This is a genomic window from Gordonia sp. NPDC003585 (assembly GCF_040610755.1).
Classification (GTDB): domain Bacteria; phylum Actinomycetota; class Actinomycetes; order Mycobacteriales; family Mycobacteriaceae; genus Gordonia.
Genome location: NZ_JBEXMX010000011.1, coordinates 1 through 17,636, shown reverse-complemented (window position 1 = coordinate 17,636; position 17,636 = coordinate 1). Strand labels below are relative to the sequence as shown.

At 67.0% G+C, this 17,636-nt stretch carries 15 protein-coding genes; all 15 read right to left on the bottom strand.

Annotated elements, in window-relative coordinates; genetic code table 11:
- Positions 1 to 5: 5 nt before the first annotated feature.
- Positions 6 to 1,457: an MFS transporter gene (locus ABZW74_RS04495; protein ID WP_355274328.1), complete on the bottom strand. Its 1,452-nt coding sequence runs from the start codon at positions 1,455 to 1,457 to the stop codon at positions 6 to 8.
- Positions 1,454 to 2,695, bottom strand: coding sequence for an alpha/beta hydrolase (locus ABZW74_RS04490; protein WP_355274325.1), 1,242 nt, complete (start codon positions 2,693 to 2,695; stop codon positions 1,454 to 1,456). The genes ABZW74_RS04495 and ABZW74_RS04490 overlap by 4 nt, the downstream gene beginning before the upstream one ends.
- 65 nt (positions 2,696 to 2,760) lie before the next feature.
- Entirely contained in the window at positions 2,761 to 2,943 is a 183-nt protein-coding gene (locus ABZW74_RS04485) for a hypothetical protein (RefSeq protein ID WP_355274322.1), read from the bottom strand.
- A gap of 78 nt (positions 2,944 to 3,021) precedes the next feature.
- On the bottom strand, positions 3,022 to 3,768 hold the full coding sequence (locus tag ABZW74_RS04480) for a hypothetical protein (RefSeq protein WP_355274319.1): 747 nt from the start codon (positions 3,766 to 3,768) through the stop codon (positions 3,022 to 3,024).
- Between the two features lie 219 nt (positions 3,769 to 3,987).
- Positions 3,988 to 7,149, bottom strand: a complete 3,162-nt coding sequence (gene ileS / locus ABZW74_RS04475; RefSeq protein ID WP_355274415.1) for an isoleucine--tRNA ligase — start codon at positions 7,147 to 7,149, stop codon at positions 3,988 to 3,990.
- 333 nt (positions 7,150 to 7,482) lie between these two features.
- Positions 7,483 to 8,124: a hypothetical protein gene (locus ABZW74_RS04470; protein ID WP_355274316.1), complete on the bottom strand. Its 642-nt coding sequence runs from the start codon at positions 8,122 to 8,124 to the stop codon at positions 7,483 to 7,485.
- Between the two features lie 32 nt (positions 8,125 to 8,156).
- Positions 8,157 to 8,975: a DivIVA domain-containing protein gene (locus ABZW74_RS04465; RefSeq protein WP_355274412.1), complete on the bottom strand. Its 819-nt coding sequence runs from the start codon at positions 8,973 to 8,975 to the stop codon at positions 8,157 to 8,159.
- Positions 8,976 to 9,316: 341 nt separating this feature from the next.
- Entirely contained in the window at positions 9,317 to 9,649 is a 333-nt protein-coding gene (locus tag ABZW74_RS04460; protein ID WP_240855998.1) for a YggT family protein, read from the bottom strand.
- 482 nt (positions 9,650 to 10,131) lie between these two features.
- A complete protein-coding gene (gene sepF / locus ABZW74_RS04455; protein ID WP_240855999.1) occupies positions 10,132 to 10,887 on the bottom strand; it encodes a cell division protein SepF in 756 nt (251 codons plus the stop codon).
- Positions 10,888 to 10,989: 102 nt separating this feature from the next.
- Positions 10,990 to 11,757 (bottom strand): YggS family pyridoxal phosphate-dependent enzyme, encoded by a 768-nt coding sequence (locus tag ABZW74_RS04450; protein WP_240856000.1) that lies wholly within the window; start codon positions 11,755 to 11,757, stop codon positions 10,990 to 10,992.
- Positions 11,750 to 12,502 carry a peptidoglycan editing factor PgeF gene (gene pgeF / locus ABZW74_RS04445; protein WP_355274311.1) on the bottom strand — a complete coding sequence of 251 codons (753 nt, stop codon included), beginning with the start codon at positions 12,500 to 12,502 and terminating at the stop codon, positions 11,750 to 11,752. Before pgeF ends, ABZW74_RS04450 begins: the two co-directional genes overlap by 8 nt.
- Before the next feature lie 6 nt (positions 12,503 to 12,508).
- On the bottom strand, positions 12,509 to 13,681 hold the full coding sequence (ftsZ, locus tag ABZW74_RS04440) for a cell division protein FtsZ (RefSeq protein WP_240856002.1): 1,173 nt from the start codon (positions 13,679 to 13,681) through the stop codon (positions 12,509 to 12,511).
- 216 nt (positions 13,682 to 13,897) lie between these two features.
- A complete protein-coding gene (locus ABZW74_RS04435; protein ID WP_240856003.1) occupies positions 13,898 to 14,596 on the bottom strand; it encodes an FtsQ-type POTRA domain-containing protein in 699 nt (232 codons plus the stop codon).
- Positions 14,593 to 16,077, bottom strand: coding sequence for a UDP-N-acetylmuramate--L-alanine ligase (gene murC / locus ABZW74_RS04430; protein WP_355274410.1), 1,485 nt, complete (start codon positions 16,075 to 16,077; stop codon positions 14,593 to 14,595). Before murC ends, ABZW74_RS04435 begins: the two co-directional genes overlap by 4 nt.
- A 144-nt stretch (positions 16,078 to 16,221) precedes the next feature.
- Positions 16,222 to 17,451, bottom strand: coding sequence for an undecaprenyldiphospho-muramoylpentapeptide beta-N-acetylglucosaminyltransferase (gene murG / locus ABZW74_RS04425; RefSeq protein ID WP_240856004.1), 1,230 nt, complete (start codon positions 17,449 to 17,451; stop codon positions 16,222 to 16,224).
- Positions 17,452 to 17,636 lie beyond the last annotated feature (185 nt).

The following is a 17,636-nucleotide window of genomic DNA, read 5'->3' as shown; positions in this document are numbered from 1 at the left end:
TCCGGTCAGACGGCCGGTTCCGGAACCGGCGCCTCCCCCGCGGTGATCCGCTCCTTGGACAAGAAGGCAATTGCGCACACCAGCGCGAGCGCGAACACCGCGGTGGCGAGCCAGAATCCGACGGTGATGGCATCGGCCGCGTGCTGCGGGATCGGTGTGCGGGTTGCCTGATGTTCGACACCGAGCACGATCGACCCGATGATCGCGACGCCCAACGTCCCACCCAGTTGGCGGATCGTCTGCACGATGCCCGACGCCTGGCTCCGTTCGTCGGCGCTGACGCGGGACAGCGCATCGGTATTGCTGGGCGAAAACACCAGTCCGAGACCGAATCCCGTGATGATCATGCCCGGCACCTGGGCCGCGTAGTCGAGATGCGGGAGGGCCAGTGTCCAGCAGAGCATTCCGACGGTCGCGATCGCCAGACCGGTGATCACCGGCGGCCGGTTGCCGGCACGGTCGTACCACCGCCCGCCGATCTGGGCGGCGACGGTGATCGGCAGGATCAGCGGCAACGACGCCAGGCCGGCCTTCATCGGGCTCATGTGCAGGAGGTCCTGCAGGTAGAGAGTCGAGAACAGGATCGCCGACAGCAGCGAGAACTGGACGAGCCCGAGCGTCACGAGGTTCGCACTGAACGCACGACGCGCGAACATGCGGACCGCGACAAGCGGTGCAGCGCTGCGCCATTGAGTCACCACGAACGTGGTGGTAAGAACGAGGCCGGCCACCAGTGAGCCGATGGTCGCCACCGAGGTCCAGTGCCACGTGCTGCCCTGCTGCAGACCCAGCACTGTCAGCGACAGGCCGGTGACCAGCAGCACGCCCGCGCCCATGCTGACTTTCTCATCGCCGTTGCGCGTGTCGTCGGGGCGGGCGACGGCGACGAGGATCAGGGCGGCGACCCCGACCGGCACGTTCAGCCAGAACACGGCCCGCCAGCTGATCCACTCGGTGAGCGCCCCGCCGAGCAGCGGTCCGATCGCCAGAAAGATCTGCGACACACCGGCATACACCGCCATGGCCCGACCCCGCTCCGACACGGGAAAAGCGTCCATGACGATCTTCGCCGACACCGGCATCATCAGTGCGGCACCAAGACCCTGAACGGCGCGTGCGACGAGAATCCACGCTTCCCCACCGCCGCCTGGTGCGAGACCGCAGAAGATCGAGGCGACAAAGAAGACGGTCACACCGAGCCGGAAGCACGTGACCGCACCGTAGCGGCTGCCGAGTTTGCCGCCGAGGGCGACGCACGCCGCCATGGCCAGCACGTAGGCGTTGACCACCCACTGCTGCCCCGACGACGACAATCCGAGATCCCGGGTCATCGAGGGCAACGCCACGGTGACGACCGTCTGATCGAGCATGATCATCGACAACGCACCGGTCATCGCCAGCAGCGTCAGCCACCGGTTCCCGGCGAGTCGGGTGCGGCGTGGTGACAGGGCGCTCATCGCACACCGCCGACCACAGAACCCGTGCGGTTGGCAGCATGCGCCAGAACCCCGTCGAGCCAGTCGTAGACGACCGCGTCCCAGACCCGTTGTCCCAGACCGCCACAGTGACCGTCGACCCCCGACTCGGGGTCGGGCGCAAAGAGTTCCTTGGTGTCGACGGTGAGTGCGTCGAACAGATCCCGGCCCTGCCCACCGACCGGATCGTTCGGCGATTCGACGATCAAGGTGGGACAGCTGATCTCGGCGGCCCGGTCGATCATCGTGAAGCGCTTGAGTTCGTCGAGGTAGTCGGCGATGGTATCGAGACCGTGGCAGGCCATGCGTGAGGTGAAGAACTCGCGACGTTCGCGGCTGACCTTGCTGATCAGGGTCATCAGCGGTGCGGCGACGCGTTCCTTCCAGCCGCCGGGGATCTTTGCGCCCATATCCGGCTGCGCCGGATCGCACACCATCGCGGCCCACCGCGACTCTCCTGCGACACCGCGCGGGACGAGGTAGCCGGCAAACGAGCGGCCGACGGCGACCAGCCGATCGGTGTCGACGCCGGGAAGCGTCACCACCCGGTCGAGGATCTGGCCGAGCACCGATTCGTAGTCGGGGCGGAAATAGACACGGTCAAGGATGAGACTGGCACCCTGGCCCGGCCCCTCGACGCTGAGCACGTTGTATCCGCGAGCCAGCGCGCCCTGCGCGAACCCCCAACCCGACTCGGCGGTCGAATCGTAGCCGGCAGGCATGACGATCGTCGGGCGCGGTCGTTCGACGTCGGCCGACAGCCGGAACAGCCAGGCATGGATGTCGGTGCGTCGACCGTCGATGCCCGTGTAGGCGATCGACACGTTCTCGGCGACAATCGGGTTCGCGGTGTGCGGCAGCAATTCCATCGCCCGGCCGAACGTGGTCCGGTGCGCCGCGAACGCATCCTGTAGTCGTTGGTCGTCGAGGTCGGACCGCAGGTAGAAGAACGCCTGTCGGTAGTACTCCGACGCCCGCAGGTAGGCAAGGTGCGCGGTGACGAGGTGGCCCGCGGTGTGGGCGGTCTCCGCGGCGTCACGCACCGACTCGGCGCGGGCGATCCATTGCGAGTACCAGCGCTCCGGCCGGTACTTGCCGCCGATCGCGTGCGCGGTCGAGTAGGCCTCGCCGAGGTCGGCGGCGCCGACGGCGGAGGCCTGCAAGGTGCGGCTGAACTGTCCGTCGAACTCTTCGTTGGCAAATGCCAGTCTCGATGTCATGGGAATCTCCGTGGTTGTGGTGGTTGGCGCTGAGACCAGGACACCGCGGAGTCCTCACAAAGTGCTCACATGCCGACGAACCGCTCGTGATCGCCAGTGCGCATCGCCTCGCGAGCCGCCGCCGAGCCGGTTCGCCACCCCGCTTCGAAACCGGCGTTGTCCTTATCTCGGCAGCCTCGGATCGCGTCGTGGGTGAACGGAAGGCGCGGCCAGTCCATGCCGGCGTCGGTGGCGTAGGCGCGCGACACCGCGAACGAGTGGGCGGCGCGCGTGATCTCACCGCCCGCCGCAAGGTGATTTCCGCGTTGTTCGACGGTGTCGCAGATCTACACGCCGCCCGCGTCGAGGTAGGCACGGAACGCCTGGTCGTTCCAGCGCAACCCCATGCGGGGGTCTCCGTCGAACAAGGACCCGATACCCATGACCACTGCCGCGAGATGCATCGCCAGCGGGTCGGCGCGTTCGGTGCTGAGTGCCAGCGCGGTGTGCGCGTGCTCCAGGCTCGCCGCCATCTCACCGGCCACCAGCTCACACAAAGCCGACGTCGCGGTGACGAGCGCGACGATTCCGTCCGACGCCGAGCTGAGCGAAGCGGCAGCTCGCGCGACGTAGTCTCCCGCGAGTGCGTGGTCGTCACCGACCCACGCGGCCAGGGCCAGGGATGCAAGTCGGATCGTTCTTCTCTCCGGGTCTTGGTCGCCGGCCACGACGATTCTCTCGACGTCGTCGAAGGTGTAGGAGGTCAGCAGCTCGTGCGCCTCCTCGGCGGATTGGCTGTAGGCCAGCGCAGACCCCAGCGACAGGGTGACCACCGCAGTCGTACGCGGTGTGCACGCACCGGTTGTACAGGTGGCGGCAGCGTGCCGAAGAAGCCGGATGCCGTCGGCCAGCCGACGCCGGAGGAACCAGAACGGGCCGAGCGACTCGAGCAGGTCAGCGTGCTCGTCGAGACGACCGGGGGCGGCGACGACGCTCTCCAGAAAGTCGAGAACGGTCTGCATGTCGATGTCGACCCGTTCGAGGTCTGACGCCGAGGCAGGCATGCCGGTCAGCAGCGGCGTCTGCGCGAGCATGGTCGCTATGCACGACAATTCACCGGACCATCTTCCGCCGGCTGCGCCCCCACCCGCCGGCTGAGGCGCGAGCCTGCGAGCCTCGAAGCCCGTGGTGAGATGACAATGTCGTCTCACCAGGCCCTTCGAGGCTCTCGGCTAGCGCCTCGAGCACCTCTGGGAGCGGAAGAACGGCTCGTCGCCAGCTGCTCCTCACACCTCAGGGAGCGGAGGGAGCAATCAGGCCTTGGTGACGTCGGCACTTACGTCGTCACCGAGTTCGATTGCTCCCGCACCGGACTCGGCGGCGTCGGCCACGTCGAACCGCACGGCAAGCACCTCACCGGCGATCAGGTCGGCATGGCGCTGCGCCCACGCGAGGCGCTCGGTGGGCACAACGAGTCGGACCTCGATGCGATCGGACACGTCCAGGCCGAGGGTGCGTCGGGCGTCCTGGAGTTCGCGGACACGGTCCTTGGCCCAGCCCTCGGACTCCAGTTCTTCGGTGACGGCGGTGTCGAGCACCACGAGACCACGTCCGCCTGGAAGCTCGGCAGTCGAATCTGGTTCGACCGCAACGAGTTTGCGCGAGTACTCACCCTCGACGAGGTCGATGCCGTCGGCGCTGACCACGTCCGTGCCGTCGGCATCCGCACGCACCGACCAGTTTCCGGCCTTGACCGCCTTGATGACCCGCTGCACATCCTTGCCCAGACGCGGGCCCGCCGCGCGCGCGTTGACCACCAGCTCGAATCGCCCGTAGTCGGCGGTGTCGGTCGAGAGAGTGACGTCCTTGACGTTCATCTCGTCGGCGATGAGGCCGGTGAACGGGCGCAGCCGATCCGCGGTCGGCGACGCAACGGTCAAGCGCGGCAAGGGAAGCCGCACCCGCAGCTTGTTGGCCTTGCGGACGCTCGACGCCGTCGAGCACACCTGCTGCACGTCGTCCATGGCCGCGACGAGGTCGGCATCGGCGGGCAGTTCCTCGGCCGAGGGCCAATCCGTCAAGTGGACCGACCGCTGCCCGGTCAGCCCGCGCCAGATCGCCTCGGTCGCCAGCGGCAACAGCGGAGCCGCCAGCCGGCAGGCCACCTCGAGCACCGTGTACAGCGTGTCGAAGGCATCCGGATCGGCGTCCTGACCCGACCAGAACCGTGAACGGGAGCGTCGCACATACCAATTGGTCAGGGACTCCACCAATTCGCGGAACGACTCGCACGCACCGGCGATGTCGTAGACGTCGAGCGCCTCCGTCATGGTGTCCCGGGTCACCGCGAGCTTGGCCAAAATGTAGCGGTCCAGCACATGCGTCGAATCCGTCCGCCATGTGGCGGGACGCTCGGCGTACAACTGCAGGAAGCTGTAGCTGTTCCACAACGGCAGCAACGCCTGTCGGACACCCTCGCGGATGCCGCGTTCGGTCACCACCAGGTTGCCGCCGCGCAGCACCGGCGAGGCCATCAGGAACCAGCGCATCGCGTCCGAGCCGTCGCGGTCGAAGACCTCGTTGACATCGGGGTAGTTGCGCTTAGACTTCGACATCTTCTGTCCGTCGTCACCGAGGACGATGCCGTGCGCGATCACGCTCTTGAACGCCGGGCGGTCGAACAGCGCGGTGGCCAGGACATGCAGGTTGTAGAACCAGCCACGCGTCTGACCGTTGTATTCGACGATGAAGTCGCCCGGGTTGTGCGCCGGGGTGAGGTCATTCCCGTGACATTCCCCCGTCGCTTCGCTCGCCCCGTCGAACCACGCCGCATTCTCGAACGGGTAATGCACCTGCGCATACGGCATCGAACCGGACTCGAACCAGCAGTCGAGCACCTCGGGCACCCGACGCATCGTCGACCTGCCGGTCGGGTCGTCGGGGTTGGGCCGGGTCAGCTCGTCGATGTACGGGCGATGCAGATTGGCCGGACGCACGCCGAAGTCGCGTTCGAGGTCGTCGATCGAGCCGTATACGTCGATGCGGGGGTACTCGGGATCGTCGGAGATCCATACCGGGATCGGCGCTCCCCAGAAGCGGTTACGGCTGATGTTCCAGTCCCGGGCACCTTCGAGCCACTTGCCGAACTGCCCGTCGCGGATGTGTTCCGGAGACCAGACGATCTGCTTGTTCAGCTCGATCATCCGGTCCTTGATCGGATCGACCGCGACAAACCACGACGGAACCGCCATGTAGATCAACGGCTTTCCCGATCGCCAGGAGTGCGGATAGGAGTGCTCGATGGTCTCGTGGCGCACGATCTTGTCGGCACCCTTGAGATCCTTGATGATCACCGGGTTGGCGTCGAAGACCATCAGGCCCTCGTACGGCGGCACCTGCGCGGTGAAGCGTCCGCCCGGATCGAGCGGCTGCACCACCTCGATGCCGTTGGCGGTGGCCAGCTCCATGTCCTCTTCACCGAAAGCCGGTGCGAGGTGCACGATTCCGGTACCGCTGTCGGTGGTGACGTAGTCACCCAACAGGGTCCGGTGCGCGTTCGTATGACCCGTGAAGAAGTCGAACGGCGGTTCGTAGGAGAGGTTCTCGAGGTCGCGACCCTGGTACGTCCCCAACACTTCCGGTTCGGCGATCTCCTTGGCGTAGCTGCCCAGCAGCGCCTCGGCGAGCAGATACTGCTGTCCGTCGGCGGCCTTCACATGCACGTACGTGATCTCGGGATTGACGGCGATGGCGAGGTTCGACGGCAGGGTCCACGGAGTCGTCGTCCAGATGAGGGCGTTGACGCCGTCGAGCGGCGAACCGGGCGCACGCAAGGGCATCCGCACGGTGACGGCCGGGTCCTGACGCATCCGGTAGGCGTCGTCGAGCTTCGATTCCTGGTTGCTCAGCGGCGTCTGCTCATACCAGCTGTAGGGCAGCACCCGGTAGCCCTGATAGATCAATCCCTTGTCATGGAGTCGCTTGAAAGCCCACATCACCGACTCCATGAAGTCGATGTCGAGCGTCTTGTAGTCGTTGTCGAAGTCCACCCAGCGCGCCTGCCGGGTCACGTAGTCACGCCACTCACCGGTGTAGCGCAGCACGGAATCGCGGCAGAAGTCGTTGAACTTCTCGACGCCCATCTTCTCGATCTCGGCCTTGTCGGTGATCCCGAGTTGACGCTCGGCCTCCAGTTCGGCCGGCAGACCGTGGGTGTCCCAGCCGAAGCGTCGTTCGACGCGCTTCCCGAGCATGGTCTGGTAGCGCGGGACGACGTCCTTGACGTAGCCGGTGAGCAGGTGGCCGTAATGCGGGAGTCCGTTGGCGAACGGCGGGCCGTCGTAGAACACGAACTCTTCGGCGTCGGCACGATTCACGATCGATGCGGCGAAGGTGTCGTCGGAATCCCAATAGCGCAGGACGTGCTGCTCGACGTCGGGGAAGGACGGAGCGCTGCGTCCGGTGCCGTCGGTCATGTCGACCAGCGGGTACACCCGTTGGGATTGTGCTGCGTTGTCCGCATGGGGGCTGTCCGCGTCGCTCACGGTAGGTCTCCTCGTGCCAGTCGTATCGGGCACGGGGACGCACACCTGAGGTCTGCGCGGTACCACCCCGCTTGCGCCGGCCGGGGCCGACGCCGCTCATGAACCATCATGGTTCGGTGGCTGTCACGGGCCACTCCCGCCTGGTTCTACTGGGAATCGCGAAAATCAGCCGCGAGTCTGTTCTTCCAGGTGCTCCCCGGTGATGGCCGGATCAATGCGCAGTCCAGTGTAGCGACCGCTCGCCGTCGGTAGCCAATCCATCTATCAGTCGAGTGGCGGACGCCAATTGGGATCGAGCGGGTCGAACTTGGGCTTCGGTTGAGGTTGCTCTGGGCGCCGCGGCGCGGACCCCGGAGACATCGGGGGCATCTGGGGCGGCCCAGATCGGTTCCCCGGCGGCCGAGCGCCCGGCGGAGGACCATAACCGCCCGCTGGACGAGGCGGCGGTGGAGGTGTCCTCTGGGGAGGCAACTCGCCGCCCACGGATCGCAGGTAGTCCTGCAGTCCACCTTCTCGGGGAGGTTCGGGACTCGGCTCGGCCGGCAATGCTGCGTGTCGGCCGCTGTCGGTGCGTTCGTCTCCGCGGATTCCCGCTGTACCGGGCGACGCCACATCCGGCTCGGATTCGACCGGATGAGAATCGCCGCGGTCCGAGTCGTGCGGTTCGCGGCTCTCGCCCCCATCGCGATCGTCTTGATCCGGTTCGTCGTCCCCGGCGCCCGGCACCATCTCTTCGATGGACCGAGACCCACGGCGACCCGAACCGATCACATCGACCAGCAGGAAGGCCAGCCCGACGAGGCAGATGACGATACAGGCGACGGCAAGCCACACCTGACCGGTGATCAGACCGAGGACGAGCAACACGAACCCGACGAGGGTCGCGGCCAAAGCCAAGGTCAGCACGTCACCTGCCTAGTCTGTGTTTCGACGCGAGCTCAGCTCGGCGAGTAACTGCTGTACCCACCGCTGCCCGGGTCACTCGAGAACGACGCGTCGGGACGTCCGTTCTCCACCGGCGCGGCGCTGCCACGCTGCTGCAGCTCTTCGAGCTGAGACTCCAGGTAGGTCTTCAGGCGGGTACGGTACTCGCGCTCGAACGTCTTGAGCTGCTCGATGCGGCCTTCGAGAACACCACGCTGCTGATTGATCGTGCCCATGATCTCGCTGTGCTTGCGCTCGGCGTCGCTCTGCAGTGCGTCGGCCCGCTCTTGAGCCTGTCGGAGCTGAGCCTCCGACCGGGTCTGCGCGTCGGCGAGGATCGCCTCGGAGCGCTGGCGCGCGTCGGCCAGCATGCTGTCGGACTTGGTCTGCGCCTCCGAGACCATCGCGTCGGCCCGCGAGTGGGCGTCGGCGAGCAGTGCGTCGGCGTCGGCGCGTGCGCTTCCGGTGAGACGATCTGCGGTGTCCTGGGCCAGCGCCAGCACGCGCGCGGCGCGGACGTTGGAGTCGTCGTCCACCGGCGCGACGGGTGCTGCGACCGGGGCCGGAGCAGGAGTCGGTTCGGGGGTGGCGACGGCGAACGCCTGAGTACGGTCGTCGGTCGTCGGCGTACCGCCCGACGACTTGGCGTCGGCCAGCTCGCCTTCGAGCTCTTCGACGCGCTGTTTCAGATCCGAGTTCTCCTCGATGAGGCGCGCCAGCTCCGCCTCGACGAAGTCGAGGAACTGGTCTACTTCGTCCTCGTTGTAGCCGCGCTTACCGATAGGCGGTTTGCTGAACGCGACGTTGTGCACATCAGCTGGTGTCAGCCGCATGTCGGTTCCCCTCATGTCGTTTGGAGCTTGTCTTCAGTTTGCGGGACGCGCAGCCCGGGCGGGCCGGGTCGCCGGATCCATGTGTCCGGTCTCTCGACCCATTCTCCAGGCTGCACTACTCATACATACCAGTCAAAATCTGTAACTGGCGTCCCATCCTGTCACATCCGAACCGTTCGTTGCAGTGCTTCGATGCGCTCTCGCAATGAAACGGTCACTCGATGATGACATTTAACGGTAGAACATCACACCATTCGCACGATAGCCACCTGGGATTTCGAGGTCGACCAATCGTGGTACGGGAGTACCGATCGTCGGCATGAATGTGCCGACAGCAGGTTTCAGATCAGGCCGGTTGCCATCGCAAGAGCCGACGCCATTGCTTGATTGCGCAGGCCAGACACGATGTTCATGGCGATGATGACGACGATCATCACGATCATCAGGGAAAGATCGAGCCGGACCGGGCCCAACGGAATCGGGGGCAGTACGCGGCGAAGCGCTTTGATCGGCGGGTCGGTGCTCGTGAAGATCACTTCGAGAATGATCACCGTCACACCGGTCGGGCGCCATTCGCGAGCAAAAGTTCGCACCAGTTCCACCACGAGCCGAGCCAACAGGAGCAGCCAGAAGATCAGCAAGAGGAAATACAAGACACCCCAGATAACCGCCACACGTCAAGATTGCCTGAAAAGTCGGACAGAGGGCGAATCGGCCACGTCGTCGCAGGTCAGTACTCACCAGAAGTCGGGCGACTGTTAGGGCGCGGCCGCGCGTGAGGTCACCTTCGCTCACGGGAGGCCGATCTCCGCCGGCACAAAAGTAGGGGAAGAAACTCGTCCCCTACTTCTGGAGTCCTCCCCGCGAATTTTCTCGCGGACGACTCAACAAGCAGGGGCAGAAAGTAGGGGAAGAACCTTTCCCTACCCTTGGTGTCCTCCCCTAGAAGATCCTCGCGGACGACTGTGAACCTCGGGGAAGAAGTTCTTCCCCTAGATTTTGCGAGCACGGCACCGACGCATTTCCCCAGCTCACGGGGACGGTCACCGACCTCGTCGAGTGAGGCCGACGGAAGTCTGTACGCACCAGGCCGGCCAAGTGGATTGTCCACTTGGCCGGCCTGGTGGGTACAGATTGCGGAGGTCAGGGACCCGAGTCAGCTGTGGTTGTAGAAACCGGTCTCGGCGATCTTTCGACGATCCTCTGCCGAGACATCGACGTCGGCCGGCGACAGGAGGAACACCTTGGTGGCGACCTTGTCGAACGATCCGCGCAGTGCGAAGGCCAGTCCGGCGGCGAAGTCGACGAGGCGCTTGGCGTCGTCGTTGCTCATGTCGACGAGGTCCATGATGACGGGGTTGCCGTCGCGGAAGCGCTCACCGATCGTGCGTGCCTCGCTGTAGTCCGACGGGCGCAGCGTGGTGATCTTCTGCAGCGGGCTGTCGGCGAACACCCGCTCGAGCTCGGCACGCTGTTCGGCGCTCATCGGCCGCGATCCGGCGGCGGAGCGCAGCGCCGAGTTGCTCGAACGCTGCAGCGGCTCGAGGCGGCCGCCGCGCATGTCGGCGGTCGGGCGGACCCGATCCATGGACTCGGCGGTCGGACGTGCGCCGGCATAGGCGTACTCGGGTTCGTATCCGCCGGCGAAACGACGGTCCTCGACGTAGGCGAGGTCGGCGTCGCGGTATCCGACCGCCCGCAGCGGCTCACCGTAGCCGGGTTCATAACCGCCGTCGCCCGCGTAGTAATCGTCGCGGTAGTCATCCCGGTAATCGTCGGCCCCGCGATAATCGTCCCGGTAACCGCGCTGCGAGCCGCGCATGGGCGGAACCGACTCGTCGAGGTAGTCATCCTCGTACTCGCTCGGCGGCACCATGCCGAAATATGCCTTGAACTTCTGCATCGTGGTCATGTCGGCCTCCCTGTCGTGCGACTCCGCTGCGCAGCCGTGCCTGTGTTGCTTGTGTTGACGATGTTTTGTTTGTGCACTTTGGTTCTGTTGTTACCAATGTGATTACTGAGAGAGTAGCGGCCGTTCCCCCATGATCGCGGTTCCGACACGCACGCATGTCGAGCCATGTGCGACGGCGATTTCGAGGTCGCCCGACATTCCCGCCGACAGCACTCGCGCGTCGGGGAATCGCGCAGTGAAGTCGTGCTGGATTCGCGCGAGCTCGGACATCCAGCGGTCCGCGTCGCCGGCAAGTGGTGCGATCGCCATCAGTCCCCGCAGGTCGAGCGCTTCCTGCTCGGCAACGCGTTCGGCGACTGCCGACAAGTCGCCTTCTACCAGGCCACCTCGGTGCGGGTCCCCGTCGAGGCTCACCTGCAGCAGCACGCCCAGCGGCGCGTCGCGATCGCCATCGTCGAGTGCCGTCGCCGCGGCATCGGCGAGACGGTCGACCAGCCTCGTTCGATCCACCGATTGAACCTGCCGGGCCCAGCGCGCGACACCGCCCGCTTTCTTGGTCTGCACAGACCCGATCATGTCGAAGGTCGGCGGCGGTGTCGCCGACGCGGCCCGCACCTCGGCGATCTTGCGACCCGCCTCCGGCTCGCGGGACTCACCGAACGTGCGGACGCCGAGTTCGATGAGTCGCTCCACGTCCGACGCCGGGAAGAACTTCGTCACCACAAGCAGTTCCACCGATCCCGGTGTGCGTCCGGCGGAGTCGACGGCGGTCGCCAATCGCTCCTGCACAAGCTTCAGTCGCTCGGCCAACTCGGTGCTTCGCGCGTCCGGACTCGGCCCGTCCCCGGCGTGATCGTCACCCTCAGGCATCGCCGTCTCCGGACTCGGCGTCACCCGCAACCGGCTCCAGGTCGGGGTCCATCCAGATCACCGACGCCAACCGTCCGGTGGGGGCGCCGCGTCGATGGCTGAACAGCGTGGGGTCGGAGATCGTGCACCGCGGGTCCACCGCGACCGCACCCACCCCGGCGTGCAGGAGTTGCCTGCGCAGACCCGCCCGCAAGTCCAGACCCGGTGTGCCTCTTGTGGTTCGGGAGGCACTGCCGGGCAGGTGCTTGTCCACATCCTGTTGCATCTCGGCCGGCACTTCGTACCGTTCGCCACTGGCCGCAGGCCCCAGGAACGCGCCGATCCGCTCGACCTGCGCGCCGAGTTCGACCATGGCACGCAAGGTGGCCGGGATGATCCCGATGCGGGCACCGACGCGGCCCGCGTGCACTCCCGCGATCACGCCGGCCTCGTCGTCGCTGAGCAGAACCGGAACGCAATCGGCACTCAACACGGCCAGCGCAAGACCGGGCGTGGTGGTGACCAACGCGTCGGTCGCGGGCACCGGCGCGGTGACCGGGGCGTCGACAACCGTCACCGTGCGGCTGTGGATCTGTTCCATCCAGACCACCGACCCCGGTGCCACCCCTATCCGTTCTGCCAGCCGAATCCGGTTGGCCGCCACAGACTTCGGATCGTCACCAACATGGTCGCCCAGATTGAACGAATCGTAGGGCGCCGCGGAGACGCCGCCGGCCCGGGTGGTGACCACACGACGCACCCGCATCGTGCCTCAGCGCTTCATGAAGGACGGCACGTCGACGTCATCGTCGTCGAGCCGTACGCTGTTGCGCCGCGGCGCTTCCTGCTCGCGGCCCGAGAACGGGTCGCCGCCACCGGCGGGCATGTCACCGAACAGCGGGTCGTTCTTGCGGGCGGTCGTGACCGCACCCGCCTGACCCTGGCCCACCGCGGTGTGGCCGGTGGCCGCCGCGGGAACCTCGGTGCGCTTGCGCGGCGCACCGCCGTCGAAACCGGCCGCGATCACGGTGACGCGCACCTCGTCGCCGAGGTTGTCGTCGATCACCGTGCCGAAGATGATGTTCGCGTCCTCGTGCGCCGCCTCCTGCACCTGCGTGGCGGCATTGTGGATCTCGAAGAGGCCGAGGTCGCTACCGCCGGCGATCGAGATGAGAACGCCACGTGCGCCTTCCATCGACGCCTCGAGCAGCGGCGAGTTGATGGCCGACTCGGCGGCCTTCTTGGCGCGATCCTCACCGCGCGAGGAGCCGATGCCCATCAGTGCGCTGCCCGCGTCGCTCATCACGCCCTTGACGTCGGCGAAGTCGACGTTGATCAGGCCCGGCGTGGTGATCAGGTCGGTGATGCCCTGGACGCCGTTGAGGAGGACCTCGTCGGCGCTGCGGAAGGCGTCCATCAGGCTCACCTGGGCGTCACCGAGCTGCAGGAGCCGGTCATTGGGGATGACGATCAAGGTGTCGCAGGATTCGCGTAGCGCAGTGATGCCGTTCTCGGCCTGATTGCCGCGGCGCTTGCCCTCGAAGGCGAACGGCCGGGTCACCACACCAACAGTGAGCGCTCCGAGCTTGCGCGCGATCTGGGCCACCACCGGTGCGCCGCCGGTGCCGGTGCCGCCGCCCTCGCCCGCGGTGACGAAGACCATGTCGGCGCCCTTGAGGAGCTCCTCGATCTCGTCGCGGGCATCCTCGGCGGCGCGGCGTCCGACCTCGGGGTCGGCGCCGGCGCCCAGGCCGCGGGTGGAGTCGCGTCCGACGTCGAGCTTGACGTCGGCATCGCTCATCAACAGCGCCTGCGCGTCGGTGTTGATCGCGATGAACTCCACCCCCTTGAGGCCCTGCTCGATCATGCGGTTGACGGCGTTGACGCCGCCGCCGCCGATGCCGACGACCTTGATCACGGCCAGGTAGTTGTGCGGTGGCGTCATGCGCTCGCCTTCCTTGTTTTCGATCATCGAACTGTCTCGGTCGTGCGGTTGTCTTCACCTACCGTCGAAACCCTAAACCTGAACCATAGATTTAGAGTTATGTCAAGTAGTTCTGTGTTGGTCGCAACGCTAGGCATCGACGGCCCGGGTAGCCAGGTTCATCGTCGGCGTGTCGTGAAGTCGGCCGCAGAAATCTCCGCGCAGCGGCGACGCGGATCACTTGTAGGCGGGGTACTCCGGGCTCGACACGTTGTACATCGACGCCTTGCGCGTCAGCAGATCTCCGAGTGTGCGCGCCTTCTCGTCCCCGTGGTCGCTGTCCCCCCACACCACCGTGCGCTTGCCGGTGAGCGTGAACTCGATCGCGACAGGCGATGTCGCGGTCACCCGGATCACCTGCCGCAGCAACGGTTCCGGCAGGCCGGCAACCGCCGCAAGAGTCGCCTTGGTGGTCGGATCGGTCGGGCCGGGATTGGAAGTGACGAGTTCCGGAAGCTTGAGGACCTCCGGCGGAACACCTTCTCGCCGATCGTAGTTCAGGTAGGAGACCCCGGTCCGATCGAGCACGTGCACCTTGGTGTGGTCGTTGATGATGACCCTCGGCGTGCGTTCGGTGACCGTGATCAGCAACGACGACGGGTACGAGCGCTGGACCCGGACCGATTCGACCGATGGGATCGCGGCGATCCGCTGGGCGACGGCCCGGGTGTCGACCTGCAGGAGCGGAGTGCCGTCGGACACCTGGGCCACCCGCAGGATCTCGTCGGTGGGCACCACCTTGTTGTCCTGCACGTCGGTACTGCGCACCGACATCAGGGGCGTGAGATAGGCGATGAGGACCAGGCCCACCACGACCGCCACCACCATCGTGGCGGCGTAGAGCCGGCGCAACCGAGGAGACCGTGCGGCCATCATGAGACGCGTCCCGGTCTGCTGCCGGTATCCGGAATCGTGTCGGTATCCGAGTCTCCCAGGGCCGCAAGGATCTCCGGCCCCTGCATGGTGATGTCACCCGCGCCGAGCGTGAGGACCACGTCGCCGGGCCGGGCGATGTCGGCGACCTGCGCCGCGAGTCGGGACAGATCCGGCGCGAAGACCGCGGGAACATGCAGGCGGTCGGTGATGATACGACCGCTGACCCCCGGGATCGGCTGCTCACGCGCGCCATAGACATCGGCCACCACCGCGGCGTCGGCGAGGTCGAGGGCGGCGGCGAAATCGTCGGCGAAGTCGACGGTCCGCGAATACAGGTGGGGCTGGAACACGGCGATCACCCGTCCCTTGCCGCCTTCGTTCGCCGGCCGCGACGCGATCATGTCGCGCGCGGCGGTGAGTACGGCCGCGACCTCCGTCGGATGGTGGGCGTAGTCGTCGATCACGTCCACCCCACCGCGATGGCCACGGAACTCGAAACGCCGGTGGACGCCGCCGAAGGCACCGATCCCGCGGACCGTCTGGTCGAGATCGGCACCGAGCCGGACGCACCCGACGACCGCACCGATCCCGTTGAGCGACATGTGCTTCCCCGGAAGCGTCAGCGTGAGCGTGTGTTCGGACGGCTGTGCGACGAGCGGCTCGGTGAACCGCACCCGCGCCTGCCCGCCGATCCCGCGCGCCTGCCAGGACAGCAGTTCCGCGGCGTGGACCACGCCTGGCGCGCTCGACGCGAACTCGCCTGCGCCGTAACCGAGGACGGCGACGCCACGCTCGTGCAACCGGCTCGCCACCCGTCCACCGAGGGCGGCAGCACCCGGATCGTCGAGGCAGACGACCAGGGTGCCACCGTCGGCGACCCGGTCGGCGAAGTCGTCGAACACCGCCACGTAGCGTTCGATGGTGCCGAAGAAGTCGAGATGGTCGACGTCGATGTTGGTCACCACCACCACGTCGGGCGTGTACTCGAGCAGCGATCCGTCACTCTCGTCGGCCTCCGCGACGAAGAGTCCGTCGCTGCCGTGGTGGGCGTTGGTCCCCGACTCGTTGAGTTCGCCGCCGATGGCGAAGGATGGGTCGTGTCCGCCGCGCTGCAGCGCGACCACCGACATCGACGTCGTCGACGTCTTGCCGTGGGTGCCGGCGATCAGCAGAGTGCGGTGGCCGGCCATGAGCTCGGCGAGGACGTGGGGACGCAAGAGGATCGGGATCCCGCGTGAGCGGGCTGCCACGAGTTCGGGATTCGTCTTCGGGATCGCCGCGTACGTGGTGACGACGACCGACGGGCCGCCGGGCAGCTGGTCGAGGGCCGAGGGGTCGTGGCCCACCTGAATCCGCGCGCCACGAGTCCGCAGTTCGAGGATGGCGCGGCTGTTCTTGGCGTCGGACCCCGACACCTGGCCTCCGCGCGCCAACAGGATGCGGGCGAGCCCGGACATCCCGGCCCCGCCGATCCCGACCATGTGCACGCGTTGGAGCTGTTCGGGCAACGGTCCGACCACACCGGTCACCGGTCCGTTCGTCACGTCGTCACCTCCCACCTCTCCTCATCCGCCCACCAGCGGACTCACCCTGCGCCTGCCTGTCAGGAGCACCGCTCTCAATTGTCACCGTCGATCGCTGGAACCGTGTGAGCGAAACGCCCCCAGGAGCCGGGTGCGGTGCTCGCCGGCACGGAATTGTGCCGCCAGCTCGAGCGCTGCGGACGCGACCGCAGACGCTGCGTCACGATGCCCGGTGCCGGCGGCCGCAACCGACATCGCGGCCAGTCGGTCGTCGTCGGACAGCAGTGCGGGGATCTCGCGGGACACCCAGTCGGGCGACACGTCGTCGTTGTCGACCAGGATGCCTCCCCCGGCCTGGACCACCGGCAGCGCATTCAGTCGTTGTTCGCCGTTGCCGTGCGGCAATGGCACGTAGACGGCCGGCAGTCCGGTCGCCGACACCTCGGCGACGGTCATCGCACCCGAACGGCACATGACCAGGTCCGCGGCCGCGTAGGCGAGGTCCATCCGTTTGAGGTATCCGACCGCACGGTAGGGCGGGGCGCCGTCGGGCACCGTCGGATGAATCGAGTTCTTGGGGCCGTAGGCGTGCAGGACTCCGATGCCCGCATTGCCCAGGACGGGTGCCGCACCTGCGACGGCGTCGTTGAGCCGCTGGGCTCCCTGCGAGCCACCGAAGACCAGCAGTGTCGGCGCGTCGTCGTCGAGTCCGAAGTAGTGCCGTGCCTTGGCGCGCAGTTCGGCCCTGTCGAGTTCGGCGAGCACACCCCGGACCGGAATCCCGACGACCTGTGCGTCGGGGAGGCCGGACCCGTCGACCGCAGCCATCACGCGGTCGGCGAATCGTGCACCGACCTTGTTGGCGATCCCGGCGCTCGCGTTGGCTTCGTGGATGACGATCGGAATCCGACTGCGCCCCCGGAAATGTGTCTGTGCGGCGAGGTAGGCGGGCAGCGCCACGTATCCGCCGAAGCCGATGACGACGTCGGCGGATACGGCCGCCAGAACCTTGCGCGTCGCCGTGACCGAGCGCAGCAACCGGCCGGGCGTACGGGCCAGTTCCAGGCCGGGCTTACGCGGCAGGGGCACTGGCGGGATCAGCTCGAGGTCGTAGCCGCGCTCGGGTACCAGCGTCTGCTCGAGACCCTTCGTGGTCCCGAGGGCGGTGATGCGGGCGGTGGGATCGAGGAGCCGTACGGCGTCGGCGACCGCGAGCGCGGGTTCGATGTGACCGGCCGTTCCCCCGCCCGCGACGACCACCGACAGCGGCCTCGGCGACCCTGCCTGTGCTATATCACTATGTCCTGCAGCCGAATTCACTCGCGCTTCCATCCGTCTCTATCGAGTCCGTGCGCTCGGACGATACGTCGCGCCCGATCCCCCGAACCGCCCGGCACCTGCCCCATCCGGCCGCGCTGCGCGACGCGCAGCGGCACCCGGATTGCCGGAGCCCCGCGCACTCCCCGAACGAGGCGGCACCCAGCGCGCCGAGGCCGCGGTGGCGTAGCGCGTGCCGT

What these genes read in the sequence shown, in the direction of transcription:
- murC (WP_355274410.1), bottom strand. Translation starts at nt 16,077, where the DNA reads ATGGTCGGGATCGGCGGGGCCGGGATGTCCGGGCTCGCCCGCATCCTG.
- ileS (WP_355274415.1), bottom strand. Translation starts at nt 7,149, where the DNA reads ATGACCGACGGCACCGGACGCAGCGCTCCGTCCTTCCCCGACGTCGAG.
- ABZW74_RS04435 (WP_240856003.1), bottom strand. Translation starts at nt 14,596, where the DNA reads ATGATGGCCGCACGGTCTCCTCGGTTGCGCCGGCTCTACGCCGCCACG.
- ABZW74_RS04480 (WP_355274319.1), bottom strand. Translation starts at nt 3,768, where the DNA reads ATGCTCGCGCAGACGCCGCTGCTGACCGGCATGCCTGCCTCGGCGTCA.
- ABZW74_RS04490 (WP_355274325.1), bottom strand. Translation starts at nt 2,695, where the DNA reads ATGACATCGAGACTGGCATTTGCCAACGAAGAGTTCGACGGACAGTTC.
- ABZW74_RS04465 (WP_355274412.1), bottom strand. Translation starts at nt 8,975, where the DNA reads ATGCGGCTGACACCAGCTGATGTGCACAACGTCGCGTTCAGCAAACCG.
- sepF (WP_240855999.1), bottom strand. Translation starts at nt 10,887, where the DNA reads ATGACCACGATGCAGAAGTTCAAGGCATATTTCGGCATGGTGCCGCCG.
- ABZW74_RS04450 (WP_240856000.1), bottom strand. Translation starts at nt 11,757, where the DNA reads ATGCCTGAGGGTGACGATCACGCCGGGGACGGGCCGAGTCCGGACGCG.
- ABZW74_RS04495 (WP_355274328.1), bottom strand. Translation starts at nt 1,457, where the DNA reads ATGAGCGCCCTGTCACCACGCCGCACCCGACTCGCCGGGAACCGGTGG.
- murG (WP_240856004.1), bottom strand. Translation starts at nt 17,451, where the DNA reads ATGGAAGCGCGAGTGAATTCGGCTGCAGGACATAGTGATATAGCACAG.
- ftsZ (WP_240856002.1), bottom strand. Translation starts at nt 13,681, where the DNA reads ATGACGCCACCGCACAACTACCTGGCCGTGATCAAGGTCGTCGGCATC.
- pgeF (WP_355274311.1), bottom strand. Translation starts at nt 12,502, where the DNA reads ATGCGGGTGCGTCGTGTGGTCACCACCCGGGCCGGCGGCGTCTCCGCG.